Here is a 21,311-nt window from a genome sequence, read left to right on the forward strand (position 1 = left end):
TGTCGGCGGTCACCCCGCCCGGCACCGCCGGAGCGGTCGACGTGGTCGTGACCAACCCCGCCGGATCCGACACCGCCGTCGGCGCCTTCACCTACGTCGCCGGCCCCGGCATCTGACCCACCCACCAGCCTTCCCCGCAGGGAGGCGATGAGCTCCCGTCCGGGCGAACGTCCCCCCTCGCCCGGACGGGTCTCACCTCCGGCCGCGCGACGACCCTGCCCGCACGTGTGATCAATCCGCGAGTTGCCTTGTCTGAAGGAGTACAGCCATGGCTGCCCCTGTGGTCTCTTCGGTCAGTCCCAACCAGGGGCCCGTCTCCGGCGGCACGACCGTCACCGTGACCGGTACCGGATTCACCGGCGCAACAGCCGTCCGTTTCGGAACCAAGACCGCGACATCGTTCACCGTCAACAGCAGCACACAGATCACCGCAGTCAGCCCCTCCGGCATCGGCACCGGCACGGTGAACGTGACCGTCACCACGAGCCAGGGCACCAGCACACAGCAAGTCTCCTTCACCTACGCAACGACGTCCGCTCCGTCCTTGTCCGGCCTCTCCCCCGGTCAAGGGCCGGTGGCTGGCGGCACCACCGTGACGCTGACGGGCACGAACCTCACCGGCGCAACAGCGGTGCGGTTCAACGGGACAGCGGCCTCGTCGTTCACCGTCAACAGCAGCACCCAGATCACCGCAGTGACCCCCGCCCACGCGGCCGGCGCCGCCGCAGTCACCGTGACCACCCCAGGCGGCACCAGCAACCCCGACAATCCCAGCGCGTACTTCTACTACGCCGCGGTGCCCTCGCTGACCACCATCGCCCCTGTCTCCGGAACGACAGCGGGCGGCACCACGGTCACTCTGACCGGCAACGACCTGCTCGGCGCGACAGCGGTGCGCTTCGACGGACTCGCGGCGGCGTCGTTCACCATCGACTCCGCCACGCGGATCACCGCGGTGACCCCCGCCCACGCGGCCGGCGCCGCCGCAGTCACCGTGACCACCCCAGGCGGCACCAGCAACCCCCTCAGCTACATCTACCTCTCAGCGCCCACGCTGACCTCCCTGGCTCCTGCCCAGGGGCCGACGCACGCCGGGACCACCATCACGCTGACCGGCAGCAACCTCACGACGACCACCGGCGTGCATTTCGGTTCCGCCCCCGCGTCGTTCACGGTGGCCTCCCCCACCCAGATCACCGCCGTGGCCCCCGCAGGCCCCGCCGGACCGGTCACCGTCACCGCCACCACCTCCGCCGGCACCAGCAACGGCCTGCCCTACACGCGGACCGACGCCCCGGCCATCTGACCCCGGCAAGCGCGGTGCACCTGCAATGGGCTCCTGCCGTCCGCGCCTGGGCCCTGCCGCCAGAGGCCACGACGACCAGCCATCACGCCAGGAGATCCGATGCCCCTGTTTCACGCCGCTGTCATCCACCCCGACCGGCCCGTCACCTACCACGGCACCGTCGACGAGTACCACCTGAAGGACGTCCGCGCGGTTGCCGCGCTGCCCTCCACCCCGCGCCACGTCATCGAGCATCCGCGTCACCCGGGCTCGGTGTTCGTCCTGCGCGAGGACGGAGACCTGGACTGGTACCAGCCCGTCCGCACAGCCCCAGCCCCGTCCGGAGCCCAGCACCGCGGAAAGCCTGCAGGCCGCGTGGAGCCCGGAAGAACGGCGGCAGCAACGGCCACCGCGGCCACCCAGGACCAGGGCACCCTGTGGATCGGTCAGGCGATCAGATGCGGCGACGGAGTGATCGGCGGCCCGATGGACACTCCGGGTAATCCACCCCGCGTGGTCCACCACACCACCGAGTCACCGGCCGGCGGAAAGTACCTGGAGGCGGTCACCTCCTATCTGATCAAGGTGTCCGCCGAACCACATCTGATCTACTGCCCGGTCACCGACCGCGTCGGGCAGTTCGGCCCCCTGCACCACTCAGCCCGCGCCCTGCGCAACGACGGCTCCCGCCGCACCAACCGGGAGGGCCGGGTCTGCATACAGATCGAGGTCCTCGGCCGCGCCGCCACACCGTGGACCGCAGGATGGAACCCCCGGGACAAAGCCGGCTGGCAGCAGATCCTCACCGCCATCCGCTCCTGGGACGTACCCGACCTGTGGCCAGCCGGCCCTGCCGTGACCTACCCGGACGGCTCCACAACCCGCTCACGCTCCGTATGGCAATCCCAAGGCGGTCACTTCGGCCACTGCCACGTCCCGGGCAACGACCACGGTGATCCCGGAGCGATCGACACCGTCAAGGTAATGTCCGCCAGGGCCCAGCCCCGCCCCGGTGGCCGGTCCCGGCAGGTCAGTCTCGCCCACGTCGTTGCAGCCGCCAGGAAAGACCCTCCCGGGCCCGACGGCCACCGCACCCACCCAGCCGACGTCCAGACAGTGGAGAACGCTCTCGTCACCGAAGGCCTCCTCGAGCCCCGCTACGCCGACGGCTCGTTCGGAACCAAGAGCATCGAAGCCTACGCCGCCTGGCAGCGCAGCGAAGCCGGCGGCTCCTACCGGGGCAGAGACGCCGACGGAACACCGGGCCACGACTCCCTGACCCGACTCGGCAAGCGACACGGTTTCACCGTCATCCCGTGAGGGTCTGTACGGTGAGCCGTGTAACTCCCGTGAGACTGTGCGAGGGTCCGTGCCGGACGCAGTCGGCACGGCCCTCTGCGCCTCACGCGGCCCGGAGTTGCTCAGGCATCGGCCCGTCGGGCGCGTGTGATCAGCACGTCGCGCAGGATGCTGTTGGACGTACGCGCATGCGCAGCAGTTCACCGATCACCTCAGCCCTGTCCGACCTTCAGGGACTGGCCTCGGGTAGAAGCGACTGTCAGCGGGACGGTGCATCCGTCCTCGGGGCGGGTCGGCGGCGGCAACACGGGCGGATAGAAGTGCACTGTGTGTTCGGGGGCGCGAGGTGCAGGGCGGCAGCTTACGGCGACCGAAGATGACACTGGCGAACGCCAGCCCGCTCGCCGTGCCCTTGGCCGGCAGCGTGCCCAGTGGCTCCCCCTCGCAGGCGAGGCTGGGATAGAGCGTCATATTGCTGTTGGTGTTGTTCGTCACCGTGCCGTTGGCCGTGGTCTGGGTGCACGCTCCGTCAGCCGGGTTGGTCAACGTGACGGCCAGCTTCGAGTAGGCGTGCGTGTACAGGAACGTGCGGTCGCGGCCTCGGCGCTCGTCAGCACCGCGACGGTCAGCAGCGCGGCCGCGCCGGCAGCGGCTACGACCGCCGGGATAGTCGTTTCAAGTTGTCCTCCTGTTGAGGAGGAGGGGAAGGATGACCTTCCGCAAGACAGGGTGCGCCGCGTGCCGGGGCAGGCTCAGGGGCCCGTGCGTGCACGGGCAGGGTGCTGCGGGTGCTGCGGCCAAAGCCCACCAGGGCGATCAGGGCCGCTCCCGCGAACCAGAGCAGCTGGATGGCCAGATGGCGCGGCACCGGGTTGGTGGAGAATCCCGCTGCTGTGCTGGCCTGCACGGCCCCGTAGGAGGGCAGGTAGCGCACGAGCGGGCTGTCGGCCCCGGAACTCGTGATCGGGTTCTGCAGCACGAGATCGATGACGCTGGTCATCGCGATGGCGAACATGCCCTCGACCTCCCGGCGCAGCACCGAGCCGAAGCCGACACCGAGGGCGCCGTAGGTGAGACCGGCACTGAACAGCGCGGCGGCCAGCAGCAGAGGCTGCCTGGGGGTCCAGGCCAGGCAGGTGATGGCGGCGGCGTAGGCGGCGACCACCGCCGAAATGAGCGCCAGTGCGGTGACCTTGGCCAGGACCAGGTGGGCGCGGGGGTAGCCGGCCATCGCCAGCCGGCGGTCGAAGCGGCTACCGGTAAAGCTGGCGGAGAACATCATGAATCCGGTGATCAGGGTGACCGCGTTGAGGGCGCCGCTGATCCCGGTCAGTTGGTTGCCGGGGGGAGTCAGCGTTTCCCCGGTGGCGCGCAGCTGCATGTGTGCCGGGGTGTCGGACATCGTCAGGAAGACCAGGGTCGTCCACAGGGGGACGAACAGGACCACGAGGACCATGGCGAACCGGTTGCGGCCGTGCTCGGTCAGCGCGAATCCGGTGGCCAGAGCGAACCGGGACAGGTGAAACCTCACGCGGCCACCGCCTGGTCCGGGCACAGTACCCCGCCCTCCAGACGCCACAACTCATCCAGGCGCTCGGTGTCGTACGCCAGGTGGGAGACGACCAGGATCGAGCGTCCCGCATCGCGCAACCGCGCGGCCAGATCCCAGAACCGCTGGTAGGTGTCCCAGTCGAACCCCTGGTACGGCTCGTCCAGCAGCAGCACCTGCGGATCGTGCATCAGCGCCAGCGTCACGTTCAGCTTCTGCCGCGTCCCACCGCTGAGCACCCCGGCCCGCTCGTCGACGTAGCCGGCGAACCCCAGCACGTCCATGAGCTCCTCGGCGTAGCGCAGATCTGCCAGACGGTAGGCCTTCTGGAAGAACCTCAAATGCTGTCGGACCGTCAGCGCGTCGTTGAGGACCACGTGCTGCGGGCAGTAACCGAACCGGCCACCATGGCGGACCACGCCCCGGATGGGCCGCAACTCACCGGAAAGGATCTTCAACAGGGTTGATTTGCCGGCGCCGTTCTCCCCGACGATCCCGCACAGCGTCCCTGACCGAAGCCGCAGTTCGACGCCACGCAGGACCGCACGCCGACGGTAGGCATGGTGCACATCCTCAACCTCCACATCCCGCCCTCCCTCCACGTACCGCGAGCGGGTCTTGTGCCGACTTCACAACGATCACGAAGCCGGAACGACACGGACTCCCGGGACTGCGGTGTAGCCGAAGCGAGCCCCCTGACCGTTCAGTGCCGACGTCGTCACCGACCGCCCCTCGCCGCCTGGCCCCAGGTGGGCGACCGGTCCACGCCCTCGCCTGGACGAGTCCTACCCGCCCGCCGTCCCTCGTGAGAGCCCAGAGACTCGGCTCGGCGCATTGGACGCGCTGCGGGAACTGAGCGTGGAGTCGGTAGGCGCCGGTTTGCCGACGTCAGCCGTCGTGCCGTGTGTTTCCGAGCGGCTCGTCCGCCACACATCGCCAGGACGCTCAAGTCTCCTAGGTGGTCCAGGGAGAGCTGGTTGGCTTGGAGGCGTCTGCGGTACGAGGGAGTGGAGTGAGGGTGAAGACGCGGACGTCGCGCTGGCTGCGGTGGGCGTAGTCGTCGAAGCAGGGCATCCAGGTGAGGATGTGGGGCCGGGCTGCTTGTTGTTCTTGAGGAGAGAGCCGGTGTGCCTGCACCGGCAGGGTCCTGCCGTGCCAGTCGATCGCGGCGTACGGGTTGTGGAGCAGGTGGTAGGACCAGGCGGGGTGCCGGGTCCGGCCGAAGTTGGTTGCCATGACGATGTAGTCGCCTGTTGCGGTGCGGCCGGTCAGCAGGGGCGTGCGGCATGGAGTTCCGTCGCGGCGGATGGTGTGGAGGATCAGGACGGGAGCCAGCAGGCGGCTGGGCATCCATCTGCCGTTGGTCCAGTGGTGCACCTGACGGTCCAGGCGGGGCAGCAGGCGCGGCCCCCAGTGGCGCAGGACCCAACTGTTGCCCACTCTTCGCAGGAGTAGCTGCCGAAGGCTGGCGATGTGGATCATGATTGCACGAGGTGCCGTCATCGCTCTCCCTGAGGTGAGGATCGCCCCGGGGGCGGGAAAGGGTGGCCGGTCAGTTGCTGGGACAGCCGCCACAGCTGCTTGGCGGCGCCGGGGTCACGCGCGCGTCGCGCAGCGCGAACCCGCACCGGGACCCCGGACCATTCCCACCGCCCGCCTGGGCCGAAGAATTCCCCGCTGGCGGCGCGCGGGTCGGTTGCGGCACGTACCAGCGGCCAGGCCGCTTGGGCCGGGGAGTGCCATCGCGCCTGAATCTTCTCCAGCAGTCGCGCCTCGACGTTGCGGCCGTCGGCGCGCAGCGCGCTGGAGCCCAGGGTGGTGTTGACCAGGCCGGGGTGGGCAGCGATCGCCCGTAAGGGTAGCCGGCGGGTGTGTGCCCATGTGGCGAGTCCCTGAGTGAACAGCAGGTTTGCCAGCTTGGAGTCGAAATAGGCCGACCATCGGTGATACCGGTGGGACGGGTGAAGGCGGTCGGGACGGCATCGGCCCAGCCGGTGCAGGACGGAGGAGACGTTCACCACCCGCGGTTGGAACGCGTTCAGCAGGGCGGGCAGCAGGTGGCCGGTCAGTGCGAAATGACCGAGGTGGTTCACGGCGAAGTGCATCTCGTGGCCAGACGAGGATCGGGTGAGTGCAAGTGCGGCAACTCCGGCGTTGTTGATCAGTACATCCAGCCGTCCTGCGACGAGGCCAACGACGTGCTCGGCGGCCTCACGGACCTGCTCCAGGTCGGCCAAGTCGCAGGCGATGCTGTCCACTCGCGCCGACAGGACACGGCGGCGCACCGTTTCAGCTGCCGCACGTCCTTGCGCAGCGGAGGGACAGAGGAGGATCACGCGTGCGCCGTGGCGAGCCAGGTGCTCGGCCGCCGCGGCGCCGATGCCGCGGGACGCACCCGTGACCACCGCTGTGCGCCCGCAGAGGTCGACGATCTCCCCCGGCGTCCATCGGTCTTCTTCCGCCCGCCAGCGCCGCCACGGCCCAGGAAGATCAACACCGCCACACTCCGCCACCGTAGATACACCTCCGTCGCAGTCATCCAGCCCGCTCGGTACAACGACCACCCACCAGGGAGGGAACGACCGGCTCGGCCTGCAGGATGCTGGTCATGGCTGTCAGTTCCCCTCCCGGAAGCGGTGGTCAGCGCGAGACCGTCGGCCGGGCGGGAGGACAGGAGGTCTTATGTGCGCGGCAGACGGTCAGGCCGGGGCGATGAGGACGCCGGGAAGGTCACCGGCCTCCACGGCGTCCTGGCCGATGGCCACGCCCGTGTTGGCGTCCACGGCGGTGAGCACCAGCTCTGGCAGGCGCTCGCCATACTCCTTGAGGTACGCGAAGACTTCTGCCTCACTGGCCTCAGGCATCGACGGGAACACCACGCCCGCGGCGCTGAGGGCGGCAACAAGGGCCGAGCCCTGCCCGGTTTCGGTGCCGAAGTCAGCCCGGTACGCGTGGGCATCGGGCATGGATGACCACGGCCGGAGGGCTGAAGCGGTTGGCGGTCAGGCAGAGGTAGAGGGTCGCCGTCCTCTCGTAGCGGGTGGCGATACCCCGCCAATGCTTCATGCGGTTGATGCACCACTCGACGGCATTTCGCTGGTTGCGGGTCTCGCGGTCGAAGGCTGGCGGGCCTGCCGCCCCCGGCTGCCCCGCCGCAGCCGGGGGCCGCGCTGATCTGCCGGGACCGGGATCACCGCCCGGATGCCACGCCGGCGCAGGTGCTCGCGAATCGCGCGGGATGAGTAGGCCTGTAGATCGCTGCCGGGTTCGGGATCAGCGATCCCACGCCTACACCAGCGCGGTCATCCACCTGCTCGCCGAACGCGCGCCGGGTCTGCTGAAGGTCCTGCGCAAAGCCGACCCTGAGTACGTCCTGCTGGACGGCATGCTCACCGAGTGCGACCGGTTCGGCGACGGACGGGCCGACTACTCGGCCAAGCACCGCCGACACGGGGTGAACGTGCAGGTGGTCACCGATCCGGGCGGCCGACTGCTATGGATCTCACCCGCACTGCCGGGCCGAGCGCACGACCTGACCGCTGCCCGCACCCACCGGATCATCCGCATCTGCGAGCGCCAGGGCGGCCCCACCCCGGCCGACCTCGCCTACCAGGGCGGCGGTCCCTGGGTGGCCACGGGCACCAAAAGCAAGCCCCTCCAGGAACTCACCCTCACCGAGAAGACCCTCAACCGGGCCCTGGCCGTGGCACGGGCACCGGTCGAGCGCGGCGTCGCACGCTTGAAGTCCTGGCGAATCTTCCGCAGATCCCGATGCAGCCCGAATCGCATGACGTCGATCGCCAAAGCCATCCTCACCCTGGGGCAACGCCGAAGAAGCTCACTGTCTCCCCCTCATCAGCAACTGGATGAGCGCCCAGGGTGCGTTCCCTAGCGATGCTGCCCAGCGTCACGGCGGGCGGTCGGCGGGGCCTCCGTGGCACCCCGAGAACAGCGCCCCACCTCGCCGACCAGACCCGCCGCGCCCCGAGGCACCGGCCGATCGCCGCCGACCCCTGGTGCACGTTCGCGGCTGCACTTGCCCTCATAGCCTGGTGGTGCTCGGGGTAGCAGCGGAGGTTCGTCATGCCCCGAACCGTGAGGTCGACCAGGGCGAGATCGGCAAGGCTACCCAGCTGACCAAGGAGCAGGTCATCCCGATCAGCGAGAACGAGCTGCACGACCTGCCGCTACCGCGGCCAAGGCGACCGAGATCGAAGCGTTCGTCCCGCTTCAGTCCGTGGATCCGATCCGCATCGGCGAGGGCTGCTACCTCCGGCCGTCCGGGCAGGTCGCGGCCACGCCGTATAAGCTCCTGCGCATGGCTCTGGCCCGGGTCGGCGAAGGTGGCCGTGGCGAAGTACGCCTGGTCCGCTCCTTCGATGGGCTTGACGGCCTTGGCCGGTCAAGATGGCGACGGTTCGGCCGTGACGTTCAGGCTTCGACCACGAGGCCTGCAAGCACCGGAACTCCGTCGAGCGGTGCATCAACCGGCTCGATCAGTGGCGCGGCCCGGCCACACGAGCTGACAAATCTCGCCATCGCCTACCAGGCCGCAATCCACCTCGCTGGCAGACTCATCTGGACCCGGCACTGACCAAGGAGACAGAACCTGATCGCGTCGACGCTCGCCATCCCGGCGGTCGCCGCGACCGTCGCCATCCCCGCCCTCCAGGCGTTCAACAAGACTTACCACCGGGAACTGGGCGCCTCGCCGCGTGCGGTCCGGCGCTCAGGAGGTCGATGACCACCCCGCATTCCCTACGGAGCCCCCGTGTGGGGTGAGCGCCCTCTCCCTACCGGTTGACGGACCGCATGCCTGCCTCGTCGTACCGCTCACCGGCCGCCTCGGGCAGCTCCGCGTCGATGCGGGCCAAGTCGTCCGTCGTCAGGTCGATGTCGACGGCGGCGGCGTTCTGGTCCAGGTAGGTGCGGCGCTTGGTGCCCGGGATCGGCACCAGGTCCTCGCCCTGAGCCAGCAACCACGCGATGGCCAGCTGAGCCGGCGTCACGTCCTTCTCAGCGGCGATCTCCTTCACCTTCGCCGCCAGCCGCAGGTTCGCCTCCAGATTGGCGTCCCTGAAGCGCGGGTTCTGGCGGCGCCAGTCGTGGGCGTCCAGGTCGTCCGGCGAGGTGAACCGCCCGGCGAGGAAGCCGCGGCCGAGGGGCGAGTGCGGTACGAAGCCGATGCCCAGCTCCCTGCAGGCCGGCAGCACCTCGGCCTCCACGTCCCGCGACCACAGCGAGTACTCACTCTGCACGGCCGTGACCGGGTGCACGGCGTGCGCACGCCGGATGGTCTGGGCGTTCGCCTCGCTCAGCCCGATGGAGCGCACCTTGCCCTGGGCGACCAGTTCGCCCAGGGCGCCGACCGTCTCCTCGATGGGCACGTTCGGGTCGACCCGGTGCTGGTAGTACAGGTCGATGCGGTCGGTTCCCAGACGCTTCAGGGAGCCGTGGACGGAGCTGCGGACGTGTTCGGCCGAGCCGTCCTGTGGGCCGACCGTGCTGATGTCGCCCGGTACAGCGTCGTCCATCCGGTAGTTGAACTTCGTCGCGGCGCCCCCGGATCGCCTCGCCGACGAGGGACTCGTTGGTGAGCGGGCCGTACATCTGCGCGGTGTCGAGGAAGTTCACCCCGAGGTCGAGGGCGTGCCGGATCGTCGCGACGCCCTCCTTCTCGTCGGCGGTTCCGTAGAAGGCGGACATGCCCATGCACCCCAGGCCGATGGCCGATACATGCAATTCCCACAGACTACGTTTCTGCATGTCGTGTCCCAGCCTTCCCTGCACGCTTGATCGTCCTTCGGGCGACACGAAGCCTCCGTCCATCCAGGCGCAGATGCCGTCACCCGGCATCCCAGGAGGAGCGGGCGCTGAGAGGCCCTCGTGCGCCGTTGCGCCGTCGGCGCTACGACTTCGAGCGCACTCCATGGCAAGGGAGATGTCAGGATGGTCTGGCTCCTGGTCGGGCACCACACCCGTGGCCGCTCCAGGGCCTGGAGGAGACGAGCCTGGAACCGTTCGTCCTCGCGACCGCCGGCCACGTCTGGGTCCGGTGTCCGGCTGTCCGGTCTTCCGGTGCGCCCGGCCCTCCCATACGGGTGGGCACGCAGCCGGGGTCGAATGCCTGGCTGCTGGTTTCCTCCCAGACGATGTTGACCGTGGTCGCTTCCGCGTGGCGCATGCTTCCGGCGTGGGGGGGCCGCTGGGGACGGATTGCCCGGTTGCCTGCATCTCCGGTGCGGTCTCGGGGCGAAACAGTGGGGAGGACAAGGACCGCAGAGGAGAGAGCGTGACCGACATGGGCGTGGGCCGGGGCACAGTGCTGCCGAGAAGCGTGAGGTCGACTGCACAGGCCGGTGAGCACCGATGACGAGATGGACGCCCCGGCCCGATGGCGGACGGCCCGCGGGGAAACCCTGCTCCCACACCTGGACGGCGGACCCACCCCCGCTGAGTGAGACGTGCGCGTCCTGTGCCGCGCGCGGACGCGCACCGGCCGACCTGCTGCTGTGCCTGGCCTGCGGCCACGTGGGCTGCAACGACAACTCTCGTGGCGCTCACGCCACGGCCCACTTCGACTCCAGCGCACACCCGGTGGCACGTACCCTGGCACGCGACCGGGAATGGGCCTGGTGCTACGAGGACGAGGTGTATCTGGACCCGCTGGAAGAGCCCGTGCCGCGTCCCGCCCCGCGGACGCCCGAGTCGGTCTGGGACTACCCGCGGCCGCCCGTCATGCGGGAGGACGACCGGGACGTGCGGGTGGAGTGCGCCGGACATGTGGTGGCCGAGACCTGCACGGCCGTCCGGGTACTGGAGACCAGCCATCCCCCCGTGTTCTACATCCGTCCGCAGGACGTCCGTACGGAACTTCTGTTCCCGGCGGTCGCGGGCCGGACGTGGTGCGAATGGAAGGGGTCGGCCCGGTACTGGGACGTCATCGTGGGAGACGACGTACGCGCTCGCGCCGCTTGGAGCTATCCCCGTCCCGAGCCCGGCTACGCACCCCTCGCCGACTTCTTCGCCTTCTACCCGAGCCGCATGGACCGCTGCACGGTCGACGGAGAGGAGGTCACGGCGCAGGAGGGGGACTTCTACGGCGGCTGGATCACCGCGGAGGTGCGTGGGCCGTTCAAGGGCGCCCCGGGCACCCAACTCTGGTGAGGTGGCGACCGTGAGAGTTGTTGATGTCCCGGGCGCCCACAGCGCACCACCGACCGGCCCGCCGGCGAGCAAGCCGACTGTCCGCGCAGGTACACGCTCCCACTCGCGCGCACCAGGGTCGTGAGCGACGGCTGCCCGCCCACAAGCGAGAGCTGCTGTGGGCTGAGCTGGGGCTTTGGCAGGACTCAAACCGCCGTTCCCACTGAGAGGTTTTCAACCTGAAATTGCAGGTCGCGGGGCTGGCGTGGGTCGTGGATGGGGTGCTCGTGCCGGTCAAAGACGTGATCGTCGGTAGGTGATCGTCCGTCAGCAGCTGACTTCCGCGGTCGTCAGCACGAGCTGGCGGGAGGTGACCTGGCAGAAGTAAAACCAGCAGGGCGGCGGCCGGGCGTGGATCTGCTTCGAGGAAGAAGCGGGCGGGACCGGCCGGTCGCCCAAGGGCCGCACATGGGGTCGGCGCGCCAGCACCCCGAGAGTCAAGGTTCCGGCCGCAGCCGTTGAGGGCTCTCGGCGGCCTGCTGCTGTGCTGCTGGTCCGGCCTGCCGGCCGCCTGATCCCGTGCCGGCTGGTACGTCGGGGGCATGCGGTATCCGGACGCGGACGAAGCTGATCACGGCGTCGGTGGCTGATGCTGAGGGGCGGTTCTGACGACGCCGTGACCTCTCATCCCTGGACCTGGCAGTAGTCCTGGGTCGTCTTGTCGCCGGGGATCGGGATTTTCGTACCGCAGCCGGTCATGGCCCACTTCAGGTCGAGGATGTACTGACCGGAGTCCGCGGGTCCCTTGTCGGAGACGTAGTTGATCGACGCCCGGGGCACATGGCCGCCTTCCTTGCCGAACTTCATGACGAAGAGCAGCTCGGTGTAGCCGTTCGCCTGGTCTGCCGCGTCCTCGCAGGACTGGGTGATCAGGTGACCGTTGATCTTGCTCGTGAAGGTCCCGACCGCTTGTCCATCGAGGTCATCGAACTTGGGCGGGCGGCCGAGGGCACTGACGAAACCGCTGGTCTCGGCCGTTCGCGAGCCGTCGTCGCCGAAGGCGATCTGGCTCTTTCGGACGGTCCGCAGATACGTCCGTACCTCAAGCGGCTCGACGTCAGCCTCGTACTCGATGTCTCGCAGGGAAATCCTGTTCCCCGGGTACCGGGCACACAGCACGAACGAGCCGAAACTCCCATACCACGGGACCGTCTTGGGGGCTTGAATGCTGACACCTCCCGTGCCGGAGCTGGCGGACAGCGGACCGCCCTTCCCTGAGTCGTCGTGATGGACGCGCCCCAGGGAGTCCGCGTCGGAACATCCGGCCAATGGCAGCACGCATGCCAGGAGAGCAGCAGCCAGGGCCGGCGCCCGCCGCACTGTCGTGCGGCGGGCTCCGCTAGCGGCGACGGAAGCCGTCACCTCTTCTTCTCCTGGACCTTGCCGGCCGTGGCAGGCGTGCTGTTGTTGCCGCACATCTTCTTCGCGCTTCCCGACACGTTGTAGATCAGCTTGTGCGTGGAAACGTATGCCCGCTGGCTGCTCAGGTCGATGCCGATCACATCCTTGATCTTCACGCCTCCCTCAAGGTAATAGTCCTTGCCGTCGGTACGGGTCCGGTACCAGTCTCCGGACGCGACGTTCGCGCACTGGGTCCAGTTCGGGGCAGTGGCTGTGTAGGTGTCGGTGCTGGTCGAGTACAAGCCCCGCGTGCTCGAGCACCCGCCGCTCGGCGCCCCCGCGTGACGTCGCCCCGTCCGGCGGGCTGGACGGCCGCCAAGCCGACGCCGGCAAGTGCGGAGCAAACCCATAGAGGGCGAACGGCCAACGTCAGGACGCCCGGTCCAGGGCTAGTGGTCAGGCCGGAGGGGATCGGCCTCAGGTCCACGAGCCGTCCGTCGCCTGATGGCTGCCGTCAGTTGCGAGCATCACCCCCTGCAGCGGACTCCATGAGCACCGCAGGCAACGACTTCGCCTGACCCTCACCGATCAACAGGGCCCTGCGACCTGCAGTCGCTGGGCCCTCACAACGGGCGTTCGCCAGCGGCGCACCAGCCCGTCAGCCACGTCGGCGACGTCTTCAGAGCGGGCGAAGACGCGCCGCAGCGGTGCGACGGGCGCTCAGAGGAGGACGTCGTGGGTGTCGGTGCCGAGGTTGCCGCAGGACCAGTCGGTGTCGCCGTCCCAGGCGAGCTTCACACCGCCGCGGCCGCCGGTACGGCCGGGAGATCTGAACCCATACCGGGAATCAGGCGGCGACGAGCTCCTGCTCGCGGTTCGGCGTTTTGACCTTGGGCTTCTTGTTCGGCAGCGAGAGCCGGAAGACCTTGTGCCACGCGGAGAACACCTGCTTGGGCAGCGGGCCGGTGACGTACTCCAGTTCGTACTTCTCGAACAGCGCGCGCACCTTCACCGCGACCTCGGCGTACCGGTTGCTCGGCAGGTCCGGGAACAGGTGGTGCTCGATCTGGTGCGACAGGTTGCCGGTCATGAAGTGCATGGCCTTGCTGCCGCTGATGTTCGCCGAGCCCATCATCTGGCGCAGGTACCACTGGCCGCGCGTCTCGCCCTTGATCGAGCGGCGCTCGAAGACCTGTACGCCCTCGGGGAAGTGCCCGCACATGATCACCGAGTGGGTCCAGATGTTGCGGACCAGGTTCGCGGTGAACGTGGCGGCGAGCGTGGGGAGGAACGACGGGCCCGACAGCAGCGGGTGGATCACGTAGTCCTTGAGCACCTGCTTGCGGATCTTGCGGCCCACGGCCCTGGCCCGGGCGCGGAACTCCGGGTTCTTGCGGCGGCGCTTGTGCAGGTTCTTGCCGAGCTCCAGGTCGTACGCTGCGATGCCGTACTCGAAGAAGCAGGCGTTGAGGAAGTTCCACAGCGGCTGGCCGAGGTGGAACGGGTGCCACTTCTGGTCCTCGTCGACGCGCATGATGCCGTAGCCGAGGTCGTTGTCCTTGCCGATCACGTTGGTGTACGTGTGGTGCAGCTCGTTGTGCGAGTGCTTCCACTGGTCGGCCGGCGAGACGTGATCCCATTCCCAGGTGGTGGAGTGGATCTTCGGGTCCCGCATCCAGTCCCACTGGCCGTGCAGGATGTTGTGGCCGATCTCCATGTTGTCCATGATCTTCGCCACGGACAGCCCGGCGGTGCCGAGCAGCCACGCGGGCGGGAAGATCGAGAACAGCAGCACGCCCCTGCTGACCAGCTCGAGCTTGCGCTGCGCCGAGATGACCTTACGGATGTAGGCGGCGTCTTTCTCGCCGCGGCCGGCGATCACCTCGTCGCGGATCGCGTCGAGCTCGCGGCCGAGCTCCTCGATCTGCTCCGCGGTCAGGTGGGCGGTGGGGTCGATGGCGGTCAAATTGTTCCTACCGTTCGATGTCGCAGGGGCCCGCGGCGGCGGACACGCAGGTCTGGATGAGGACGCCCGGCTCGGCCTCGGTGATCTCGCCGGTGCGCAGGTCGCGGACGGCGCCCGCCTTGAGCGGCGTGACACAGCCGAAGCAGATGCCCATGCGGCACCCGGAGGGCATGAGCACCCCGGCCTCCTCGCCGACGTCCAGCAACGGCGTGGCGCCGTCCGCGTCGACACTCTTGCCGGTGGCGCTGAACGTGACCTCGCCGCCGTCGCCCACGGCGACGATGCTGGGGCGGAAGCGTTCGGTGTGCAGGCGCTCGTGGACGCCGTGCTCGCTCCAGTGCTCTTCGGCGGCGTCGAGCAGGCCCGCGGGCCCGCACGCCCAGGTCTCGCGCTCGGCCCAGTCGGGCACGAGTTCGTCGAGACGGGCGATGTCGAGCATGCCGTCGGTGTCGGTGTGCACCTCGGTGAGCCGCAGCTTTCTGTCCGCGACCAGATCGTGCAGTTCGTTGCGGAAGATCACGTCGTGCGGCTGTGGCGCGCAGTGGACCATGACGACGTCGTCGAACTCGGTGTCGCGCAGCATGCCCATCACGGGCGTGATGCCGCTGCCGGCCGTCAGGTAGAGCACCTTGGCGGGCTTGTCCTGCGGCAGCACGAAGTCACCGGTCGCCTGGTCGAGGTGGATCAGCGTGCCCGGTTTCGCCCTGCGGACCAGATGGTTGCTGACCTTGCCGTCCTCGATCGCCTTCACGGTGATCGTGACGCGGCCGTCTGGGCGGTTTGCCGGCGAGGTGAGGGAGTAGGCACGCCACAGGCGCACCCCGTCGACGTCGACCCCGATCCGCACGTACTGACCGGCGGTGTGGCCGCGCCAGCCCCGTCCCGGCCTGATCACGATGGTCGCGGCGTCCCCCGTCTCGGGGTGCACGGCCTCGATGCGCCCACGCAGGTCAGCGCCCGCACGCAGCGGGCTGACCAGGTCGAGGTAGTCCGACGGCAGCAGCGGCGTCGTGACCATCTCCAGCAGTTTCCACGCCCTGCTGCGGAGGGCTGCACTCGTCATGACTCCACCTTGCTGCGCCTCAAGGCGTAAAGTCCTGACCGCAGGACGTAAATCTGGTCGGCTGAATTGTTCGCAGGGAACAAAATCATGAGCCATGCAATCCAGAGGGCCAGCGAACTGGCCCTGGACGAGACAACGGTCACCGCACTGCGGGCCGCGCTGAAGACCACCGCCGACGAGGTCGTCCAGGCGATCATCGACGAGGTCCCTCCCTACGCAGGCGCCCTTTCGGGCCACATGGGCGCCACCATCCGCCGAGCCGTCCGCACCGCCCTGGGGCACTACCTGGACCTCGCGAGCGGGAACGCCACAGGCGGCGACGCCGGTGACGCAGCCTACGAACTGGGCCGCGGCGAGGTGCGCGACGGCCGTTCGATGGACGCCCTGCTCAGCGCCTACCGCGTCGGCGCCCGCGTGGCCTGGCGATGCCTGGCAGCAGGCGCCGTACCCGCAGGTCTGCCCGCCGCCGAAGTCGCCAAGTTCGCCGAGCTGACCTTCGCCTACATCGACGAGCTCTCCGCCGCGAGCGCCGCGGGCCACGCCGACGAACTGGCCGCCCGGGGCAGGGACCACGAGCGCCACCTGGAACACCTGGCCCGCGACCTCCTCGCCGGCGCGAGCCCGGACGTGCTGCTGGCCTCCGCCCAACGGGCCGGGTGGCAGCCTCCGGTATCGCTGACCGCGGTCCTGCTGCCCGCCGCCCAGGCCCGGCCCGCCTACCGCGCGCTCGACCCGAGCACCCTCGTCCTCGACGATCTCCCGGACGCCACCGGTGTGCTGCTCGTCCCCGATGCCGACCGATCCCATCTCCTGCGGCAGCTGACCGACCGCACCGCCGTGGCCGGCCCGGCCCGGCCATGGACCCGTGCGTCCGCCTCGTACGCACGAGCCCAACGCGCGCGCTCCCTCTCCTCCGACATCCGCGACACCGAGGACCACCTGCCCGAGCTGGTCCTGAGCGCCGACGTGGACGCGTTCACAGACCTGCGGGCCCGAGCCCTCGCACCGCTGCGGACCCTGCCTGCCGCGACCGCACAGCGACTGGAGGAGACGCTGCGGGCGTGGCTACTGCACCAGGGCAGGCGGGACGAGGTGGCAGCGGCGTTGTTCATCCATCCCCAGACAGTCCGGTACCGGATGTCGCAGCTGCGCGAGCTGTTTCCGGACCTCGCATCACCACACCGAGTCCTTGAACTGACACTGGCGCTCGGACTCCGGACCAGCTGACACGTACTTCGACCCTCCACGACCGCGTCCGCGAGCGGTCCAGGAATCGCGCCTCGTCCTCAGTACCATCAGCCGGCCCACGCCGCCCGGCGAACAGCGGACGACCAACCCGGCCGGCCTGGCACACAGCGCGAGGGATGATGGGGATGCAATTGACGGAACGTGAGGTCAGGAGCCTTTATGGCGAAGCGGGTTCACCGACCCCGCGAGGACGCGGAGTTCGATTTCATCCTCGGGATGAGCGGAGTTCCGGTCCTCGCATACTTCACCGGGACATGGCCCAAGGCAATCGAGCCCTGCCGGGTGATGGACCTCGTCATGGAGGGCATCGCCGACGACTACACCGGCCGCCTGACAACCGTCCGCACCGACATCACGCGTTGTCCGGCCGCAACCGGGCGATACGGGATCACCGGAGCCCCGTCCTACGTCCTGCTGAAGGAGGGAGAAGCGGTGGCGCACGGCACGGGGCCTATGACCATCGCCGAGGTACGGGAGTTCCTGGACGGCCACCTCTGAGCGGCCGCTGCGACACGAGGCCGCGACGCCTGTCACGTCGCGTCTATGGGAGCTGCGCCGCCTGAGACACCTTGGGGCTGAGACACCCCACAGATCACAAAACCCCGTCGAGCGCGGTCGTGTCCGGCCGCTGCGCGGTCCCGAAGCGCACCTCGGGAAAGGCGGGCAAGAGGTCCTCCCCTGGCGAACGCGCAGCACCAGGCGCCCGGCGGCCACCTAGAGCAGGGCCCGCCAGTCATCCCACCTGACGAGCGTTCGTGTAAGGGGGCGTCACCACGACACCTCGCGGACGTCGGCCCGGCTCTGCGGCTGGATCGTGGCGGTGATCTCCGACCGGTGGCGGCTCGCCGAGAACGTCACCGTGAGCGTCTGCGCCTCGGTCCGGCTCGTACTCACCGTGAACCCCTGGTTCGGCACCGCCGAGATCAGGCACACCGCGTCGTCGCCGAACCGCACGGTGGCCTTGCCGCCCTCGGACGGCACCGTATAGACGCCGGCGCCGCCTTCCTGGCACCCCGAGCCGTCCGCGCTGGTCGGCGCCCCCGGGGTGCTGGTGCGGCCGGTGGGTGTCGGCGTGGGCGTGGGCGTCGGGCTGGGATCGGTCGCCGGCTCGCTGCTCCGGGGCGGCGGGCTGGGACTGCGGTTGCTCGCCGACGGACTCGGGGAGGGTTTCGCGGTGGTGGGGCTGGGCCGCGGGGACTTCGGGGGCTCACTCGGCGCGGACTGCGCGACCGGCGCGGTCGGCCGGGTCGACCCCACCACGAAGTGAATCGTGAGGATGACAGCGGTGACACTGGCTGCCGTGCAGGCCAGCCATATGATCAGGTAGCGCAGGAGGCGGGACACTGCACCATAGTGACGGACCGGCTAACGTGCCTGCTCATGGCCTCCGTACTTGTCGTCGAGGACGACCCCGTCATCCGGGCCGCGCTGATCGAGGTCCTGACCGGGCACGGCTACGCGGTCAGGACCACCCACCAGGGTTTCGAGGCGCTGCGCGAGATCACCCAGAGCCCGCCGGACATCGTGGTGCTGGACCTGGGGCTGCCCGATCTCGACGGCCTCGACGTGCTGCGCATGATCCGGGGCATTTCCCGCGTGCCGGTCCTGGTCGCCACCGCCCGTGACGACGAGAGCGAGATCATCCGGCTGCTCAACGCGGGGGCCGACGACTACCTGGTCAAGCCGTTCTCCGGCGGCCAGCTCGCCGCCCGGCTCGCCGCCGTGCTGCGCCGGTCCGTGCCCGCCGACGTAACTGCGGCCCGGCGGCCAGTTCTGCAGGTGGCAGACCTGCGCATCGACCCGACCGCGCGCACCGCGCACCTGGCTGGCCGGGAACTGCCTCTGACCCGCCGCGAGTTCGATCTGCTCGCCTACCTCGCCGCCCACGCCGACCAGGTCGTCACTCGGCAGCGCATACTCACCGAGGTGTGGCAGCAGCCGTACGTCGAGGACCAGACGGTCGACGTCCACCTCTCCGCGCTCCGCCGCAAAATGGGCGAGAAGGCGCGAAAGCCCGGCTATCTGCGCACGGTTCGCGGCCTGGGCATCAAGTTGGTCAGCTCGCCATGAGACGTGCCCTCGCTTGGATCGCCCTGGCCGTCACCTCAATGGTGGCCCTGTCCTTCCTCATCCCCCTCGCCCTCCTCGTGCGCGAACAGGCACGGGACCGGGCCACCACGGCTGCCGAGCAGCGGGCGTCCGCCCTGTCTCCCGTGCTCGCCCTCACCACCCGGCGCGCAGACGTGCAGCAGGCCGTCGCCGAGCTCGGCTCCTCCGACCAGCTCGTCGTACGTCTGCCCGACGGCGGCTTCGTCGGCACCCCGCACGCGCCCCGGGACGCGCTCGACCGGGCCGTGCGCAGGCGCGAGACGCTGGCCGTGGACACCGCCGGCGGCTGGGTCTACCTCCAGCCCGTCGTCCTGCAGGGCGACCGGGTCGCGGTCGTGGAAGCCTTCGTGCCCGCCGCAGACCTCACCCGGGGCGTGGCCGCGTCCTGGGGCGTCATGGCGCTGCTCGCGCTGGGTCTGGTCGGCGGTTCGGTACTCGTCGCAGACCGGCTCGGCGCCCGCGTCGTCCGGTCATCGCGCAGTCTCAAGCGCGCCTCACTGGCTCTCGGCTCCGGCGATCTGGACGTGCGTGTCGAACCCGACGGCCCGCCCGAACTGCAGGAGGCCGGTGCGGCGTTCAACACCATGGCCGACCGCGTCCTCGACCTGCTCGCCGTGGAACGCGAGCTGGTCGCCGACCTCTCGCACCGGCTGCGCACCCCGTTGACCGCTCTCTACCTGGAGGCCGACCGGATGGGGTCGACGCCCAGCGCCCGGCGGGTCGCGGAGGCGGCCGGCCAGCTGGAGAGCGAACTGGACTCGATCATCGCCGCGGCCCGTACACCGCTGGCGTCGGCGCAGCCGGCCCGTGCGGCGGCCGGCGCTGCGAAGGCGTGCGACGTCGCCGAGGTGGTCGCCATGCGCCTGGACTTCTGGTCGGTCCTCGCCAGCAAGCAAGGACGACCCTGCGAGCGCTCTCTCACGCCGCGATTGGTGCCCGTAGCCTTCCCCGAGGACGACCTTGCGGCCGTCGTCGATGCCCTGATCGGCAATGTCTTCCGGCACACCCCGGAGGGCACCGCCTTCGCCGTGCGCGTGGAGCGGGCGGATCGGCACGTGTTCCTCACGGTCGACGACGCGGGACCGGGAGTGGCGGACCCCGACGCAGCGCTCACGCGCGGTGTGAGCGTCGGAGGTTCGACGGGGCTGGGCCTGGACATCGTGGCCCGGGCGTCCCGCGCGGCGGACGGCGAACTGACGATCACCCGGGCGCCATTGGGCGGCGCCCGGGTGCGGGTGTCGTTCGTACTGGCTGACGCGGGCGGGGCCGGCGGCGGGGGGCGGTGACCGGGGTCAGCGACCGGCGCCGAAGTTCTGCGTCCACCAGGGCCCGCCGTCGCCGAAGTGGACGCCCACGCCCAGCTCCTTGAAGGAGCAGTTGAGTATGTTCGCGCGGTGCCCGGGGCTGTTCATCCAGGACTTCATCACCGAGGCGGCGTCCGCCTGGCCCCGGGCTATGTTCTCGCCCAGGGTCGACCACTGGTACCCCGCGGCCTCGACCCGGGTCGTCATCGTCGAGCCGCCGGGGCCGGTGTGGGACATCACGCCGCTGCTCGCCATGACGTCGCTGTAGTCGTCGGCGGCCCGGGTGAGCCGGTCGTTCGCCGTGACCGGCGAGCAGCCCGCCGCGGCCCGCTCCTTGTTGACCAGCGCGAGCACCTGGGTCTCGGGCCCGCCACCGGACTCGGAATCCGACCCGGAGTCCGATCCGGTGTTGCCCGGGCGTATGCCGCCGGAACCGCTCGCCGACCCGCCGCCGCTGCTCTTCGCCGTCGTCCCCGCGGGTGCCTTCGACGCGGGGGCGGTCGTCTTCCGTGCACGAGGGGTTGGGCTCGCCGATTGCTTCCGCTTCTCCTTCGGCTTCGCGCTCGGCGAGCTGCTCGCCGTGGTGCTCGGGCTCGCCGAAGCAGAGGCGAGCGGCGCCGCACCGTCGGCGGCGTCCCCGGCGCCCGGCGTCCTGTCCGTGCTGTTCGCAACCACCCGGTCCGACGCGTCGCCGTCCTCGCCGCTGACGACGGCCACGGTGATCCCGACGCCCGCGATCGCAGCGACGGCTCCCATGGCCAGCGCGGGACCGCGCGATTTCGGCCCACTGCGGGGGCGGGCGTGAAAGCGGGACGGGCGAGCGGCTCGGCGGGAACCCATGCAGGACACCTCGGTCTGTCGGTCGGCTGACTCGGCCCCGTGTCCGGTGGCCGCGATCGCGGCCACCGGACCTGTGGGGGGTGTTCGAGAGCCTAGGACCC

Annotated in this window: 20 protein-coding genes and 4 pseudogenes; 11 read left to right on the forward strand and 13 right to left on the reverse strand. The window is 69.8% G+C overall.

Annotation, left to right across the window (positions count from 1 at the left end; genetic code table 11):
• Positions 1-268: 268 nt before the first annotated feature.
• Together G3I77_RS37590 and G3I77_RS37595 are read left to right on the forward strand one after the other, a co-directional pair.
• On the forward strand, positions 269-1,306 hold the full coding sequence (locus G3I77_RS37590; protein ID WP_248511284.1) for an IPT/TIG domain-containing protein: 1,038 nt from the start codon (positions 269-271) through the stop codon (positions 1,304-1,306).
• 99 nt (positions 1,307-1,405) lie between these two features.
• A complete protein-coding gene (locus G3I77_RS37595; protein WP_248511286.1) occupies positions 1,406-2,605 on the forward strand; it encodes a peptidoglycan-binding protein LysM in 1,200 nt (399 codons plus the stop codon).
• 631 nt (positions 2,606-3,236) lie between these two features.
• Here the strand turns inward: G3I77_RS37595 and G3I77_RS37600 are convergent.
• From G3I77_RS37600 to G3I77_RS37625, 6 genes and pseudogenes are all read right to left on the reverse strand, one after another.
• The gene (locus tag G3I77_RS37600; RefSeq protein ID WP_248511288.1) at positions 3,237-4,115 is read right to left on the reverse strand and encodes an ABC transporter permease; all 879 of its coding nucleotides are present in this window, start codon (positions 4,113-4,115) and stop codon (positions 3,237-3,239) included.
• Entirely contained in the window at positions 4,112-4,717 is a 606-nt protein-coding gene (locus G3I77_RS37605; RefSeq protein ID WP_248511290.1) for an ABC transporter ATP-binding protein, read from the reverse strand. Before G3I77_RS37605 ends, G3I77_RS37600 begins: the two co-directional genes overlap by 4 nt.
• A 370-nt stretch (positions 4,718-5,087) precedes the next feature.
• Positions 5,088-5,615 (reverse strand): nitroreductase/quinone reductase family protein, encoded by a 528-nt coding sequence (locus G3I77_RS37610; RefSeq protein ID WP_248511292.1) that lies wholly within the window; start codon positions 5,613-5,615, stop codon positions 5,088-5,090.
• A gap of 17 nt (positions 5,616-5,632) precedes the next feature.
• Positions 5,633-6,697: an SDR family NAD(P)-dependent oxidoreductase gene (locus G3I77_RS37615; RefSeq protein WP_308311445.1), complete on the reverse strand. Its 1,065-nt coding sequence runs from the start codon at positions 6,695-6,697 to the stop codon at positions 5,633-5,635.
• Between the two features lie 135 nt (positions 6,698-6,832).
• Positions 6,833-7,099: a hypothetical protein gene (locus G3I77_RS37620; RefSeq protein ID WP_248511294.1), complete on the reverse strand. Its 267-nt coding sequence runs from the start codon at positions 7,097-7,099 to the stop codon at positions 6,833-6,835.
• Positions 7,100-7,145: 46 nt separating this feature from the next.
• A pseudogene (locus tag G3I77_RS37625) lies at positions 7,146-7,384 on the reverse strand (IS5/IS1182 family transposase); the annotation flags it as partial.
• A gap of 3 nt (positions 7,385-7,387) precedes the next feature.
• On the opposite strand from G3I77_RS37625, the pseudogene G3I77_RS37630 reads away from it, so the two are divergent.
• Positions 7,388-7,965 (forward strand): annotated as a pseudogene (locus tag G3I77_RS37630) (transposase family protein); the annotation flags it as partial.
• A gap of 605 nt (positions 7,966-8,570) precedes the next feature.
• Positions 8,571-8,727: pseudogene (locus G3I77_RS37635) on the forward strand (IS5/IS1182 family transposase); the annotation flags it as partial.
• A gap of 199 nt (positions 8,728-8,926) precedes the next feature.
• On the opposite strand, the pseudogene G3I77_RS37645 reads toward G3I77_RS37635, so the two are convergent.
• Positions 8,927-9,899, reverse strand: a pseudogene (locus G3I77_RS37645) (aldo/keto reductase).
• A gap of 603 nt (positions 9,900-10,502) precedes the next feature.
• Here G3I77_RS37645 and G3I77_RS40995 point away from each other — a divergent pair.
• Positions 10,503-11,300 (forward strand): DUF427 domain-containing protein, encoded by a 798-nt coding sequence (locus tag G3I77_RS40995; RefSeq protein ID WP_308311446.1) that lies wholly within the window; start codon positions 10,503-10,505, stop codon positions 11,298-11,300.
• Between the two features lie 663 nt (positions 11,301-11,963).
• Here the strand turns inward: G3I77_RS40995 and G3I77_RS37660 are convergent.
• From G3I77_RS37660 to G3I77_RS37675, 4 genes are all read right to left on the reverse strand, one after another.
• Positions 11,964-12,458, reverse strand: a complete 495-nt coding sequence (locus G3I77_RS37660) for a hypothetical protein (RefSeq protein ID WP_248511296.1) — start codon at positions 12,456-12,458, stop codon at positions 11,964-11,966.
• Between the two features lie 239 nt (positions 12,459-12,697).
• The gene (locus tag G3I77_RS37665; RefSeq protein ID WP_248511298.1) at positions 12,698-12,982 is read right to left on the reverse strand and encodes a hypothetical protein; all 285 of its coding nucleotides are present in this window, start codon (positions 12,980-12,982) and stop codon (positions 12,698-12,700) included.
• A 545-nt stretch (positions 12,983-13,527) separates the two neighbouring features.
• Positions 13,528-14,646, reverse strand: coding sequence for an acyl-CoA desaturase (locus tag G3I77_RS37670; RefSeq protein WP_248511300.1), 1,119 nt, complete (start codon positions 14,644-14,646; stop codon positions 13,528-13,530).
• A gap of 7 nt (positions 14,647-14,653) precedes the next feature.
• Positions 14,654-15,709: a ferredoxin reductase gene (locus G3I77_RS37675; protein WP_248511302.1), complete on the reverse strand. Its 1,056-nt coding sequence runs from the start codon at positions 15,707-15,709 to the stop codon at positions 14,654-14,656.
• Between the two features lie 87 nt (positions 15,710-15,796).
• Here G3I77_RS37675 and G3I77_RS37680 point away from each other — a divergent pair, with 87 nt between their 5' ends.
• Positions 15,797-16,936 carry a CdaR family transcriptional regulator gene (locus tag G3I77_RS37680; protein WP_248511304.1) on the forward strand — a complete coding sequence of 380 codons (1,140 nt, stop codon included), beginning with the start codon at positions 15,797-15,799 and terminating at the stop codon, positions 16,934-16,936.
• A gap of 180 nt (positions 16,937-17,116) precedes the next feature.
• The gene (locus tag G3I77_RS37685; RefSeq protein ID WP_248511306.1) at positions 17,117-17,455 is read left to right on the forward strand and encodes a co-chaperone YbbN; all 339 of its coding nucleotides are present in this window, start codon (positions 17,117-17,119) and stop codon (positions 17,453-17,455) included.
• Between the two features lie 270 nt (positions 17,456-17,725).
• On the opposite strand, the gene G3I77_RS37690 is transcribed toward G3I77_RS37685, so the two are convergent.
• Positions 17,726-17,938 (reverse strand): hypothetical protein, encoded by a 213-nt coding sequence (locus G3I77_RS37690; RefSeq protein ID WP_248511443.1) that lies wholly within the window; start codon positions 17,936-17,938, stop codon positions 17,726-17,728.
• A gap of 79 nt (positions 17,939-18,017) precedes the next feature.
• Between G3I77_RS37690 and G3I77_RS40765 the strand changes: the two genes are divergently transcribed.
• From G3I77_RS40765 to G3I77_RS37705, 3 genes are all read left to right on the forward strand, one after another.
• Positions 18,018-18,224, forward strand: a complete 207-nt coding sequence (locus tag G3I77_RS40765) for a hypothetical protein (protein ID WP_282574420.1) — start codon at positions 18,018-18,020, stop codon at positions 18,222-18,224.
• A gap of 113 nt (positions 18,225-18,337) precedes the next feature.
• Entirely contained in the window at positions 18,338-19,027 is a 690-nt protein-coding gene (locus G3I77_RS37700) for a response regulator transcription factor (protein WP_248511308.1), read from the forward strand.
• Positions 19,024-20,352, forward strand: a complete 1,329-nt coding sequence (locus G3I77_RS37705; protein ID WP_248511310.1) for a HAMP domain-containing sensor histidine kinase — start codon at positions 19,024-19,026, stop codon at positions 20,350-20,352. The genes G3I77_RS37700 and G3I77_RS37705 overlap by 4 nt, the downstream gene beginning before the upstream one ends.
• Before the next feature lie 6 nt (positions 20,353-20,358).
• Here G3I77_RS37705 and G3I77_RS41340 read toward each other — a convergent pair whose 3' ends face one another.
• Positions 20,359-20,724, reverse strand: coding sequence for a CAP domain-containing protein (locus tag G3I77_RS41340; protein WP_374388349.1), 366 nt, complete (start codon positions 20,722-20,724; stop codon positions 20,359-20,361).
• 55 nt (positions 20,725-20,779) lie between these two features.
• On the opposite strand from G3I77_RS41340, the gene G3I77_RS41345 reads away from it, so the two are divergent.
• The gene (locus G3I77_RS41345) at positions 20,780-21,175 is read left to right on the forward strand and encodes a hypothetical protein (RefSeq protein WP_374388352.1); all 396 of its coding nucleotides are present in this window, start codon (positions 20,780-20,782) and stop codon (positions 21,173-21,175) included.
• Positions 21,176-21,311: the final 136 nt, after the last annotated feature.

Source organism: Streptomyces sp. D2-8 (assembly GCF_023184515.1).
GTDB lineage: Bacteria > Actinomycetota > Actinomycetes > Streptomycetales > Streptomycetaceae > Streptomyces.

Excerpts from the sequence above, each read along its gene's own strand:
- G3I77_RS37590 (WP_248511284.1), top strand. The coding sequence starts at position 269 with ATGGCTGCCCCTGTGGTCTCTTCGGTCAGTCCCAACCAGGGGCCCGTC.
- G3I77_RS37680 (WP_248511304.1), top strand. The coding sequence starts at position 15,797 with ATGAGCCATGCAATCCAGAGGGCCAGCGAACTGGCCCTGGACGAGACA.
- G3I77_RS37610 (WP_248511292.1), bottom strand. The coding sequence starts at position 5,615 with ATGATCCACATCGCCAGCCTTCGGCAGCTACTCCTGCGAAGAGTGGGC.
- G3I77_RS37595 (WP_248511286.1), top strand. The coding sequence starts at position 1,406 with ATGCCCCTGTTTCACGCCGCTGTCATCCACCCCGACCGGCCCGTCACC.
- G3I77_RS37685 (WP_248511306.1), top strand. The coding sequence starts at position 17,117 with ATGGCGAAGCGGGTTCACCGACCCCGCGAGGACGCGGAGTTCGATTTC.
- G3I77_RS37620 (WP_248511294.1), bottom strand. The coding sequence starts at position 7,099 with ATGCCCGATGCCCACGCGTACCGGGCTGACTTCGGCACCGAAACCGGG.
- G3I77_RS37705 (WP_248511310.1), top strand. The coding sequence starts at position 19,024 with ATGAGACGTGCCCTCGCTTGGATCGCCCTGGCCGTCACCTCAATGGTG.
- G3I77_RS37675 (WP_248511302.1), bottom strand. The coding sequence starts at position 15,709 with ATGACGAGTGCAGCCCTCCGCAGCAGGGCGTGGAAACTGCTGGAGATG.
- G3I77_RS37700 (WP_248511308.1), top strand. The coding sequence starts at position 18,338 with ATGGCCTCCGTACTTGTCGTCGAGGACGACCCCGTCATCCGGGCCGCG.
- G3I77_RS40995 (WP_308311446.1), top strand. The coding sequence starts at position 10,503 with ATGACGAGATGGACGCCCCGGCCCGATGGCGGACGGCCCGCGGGGAAA.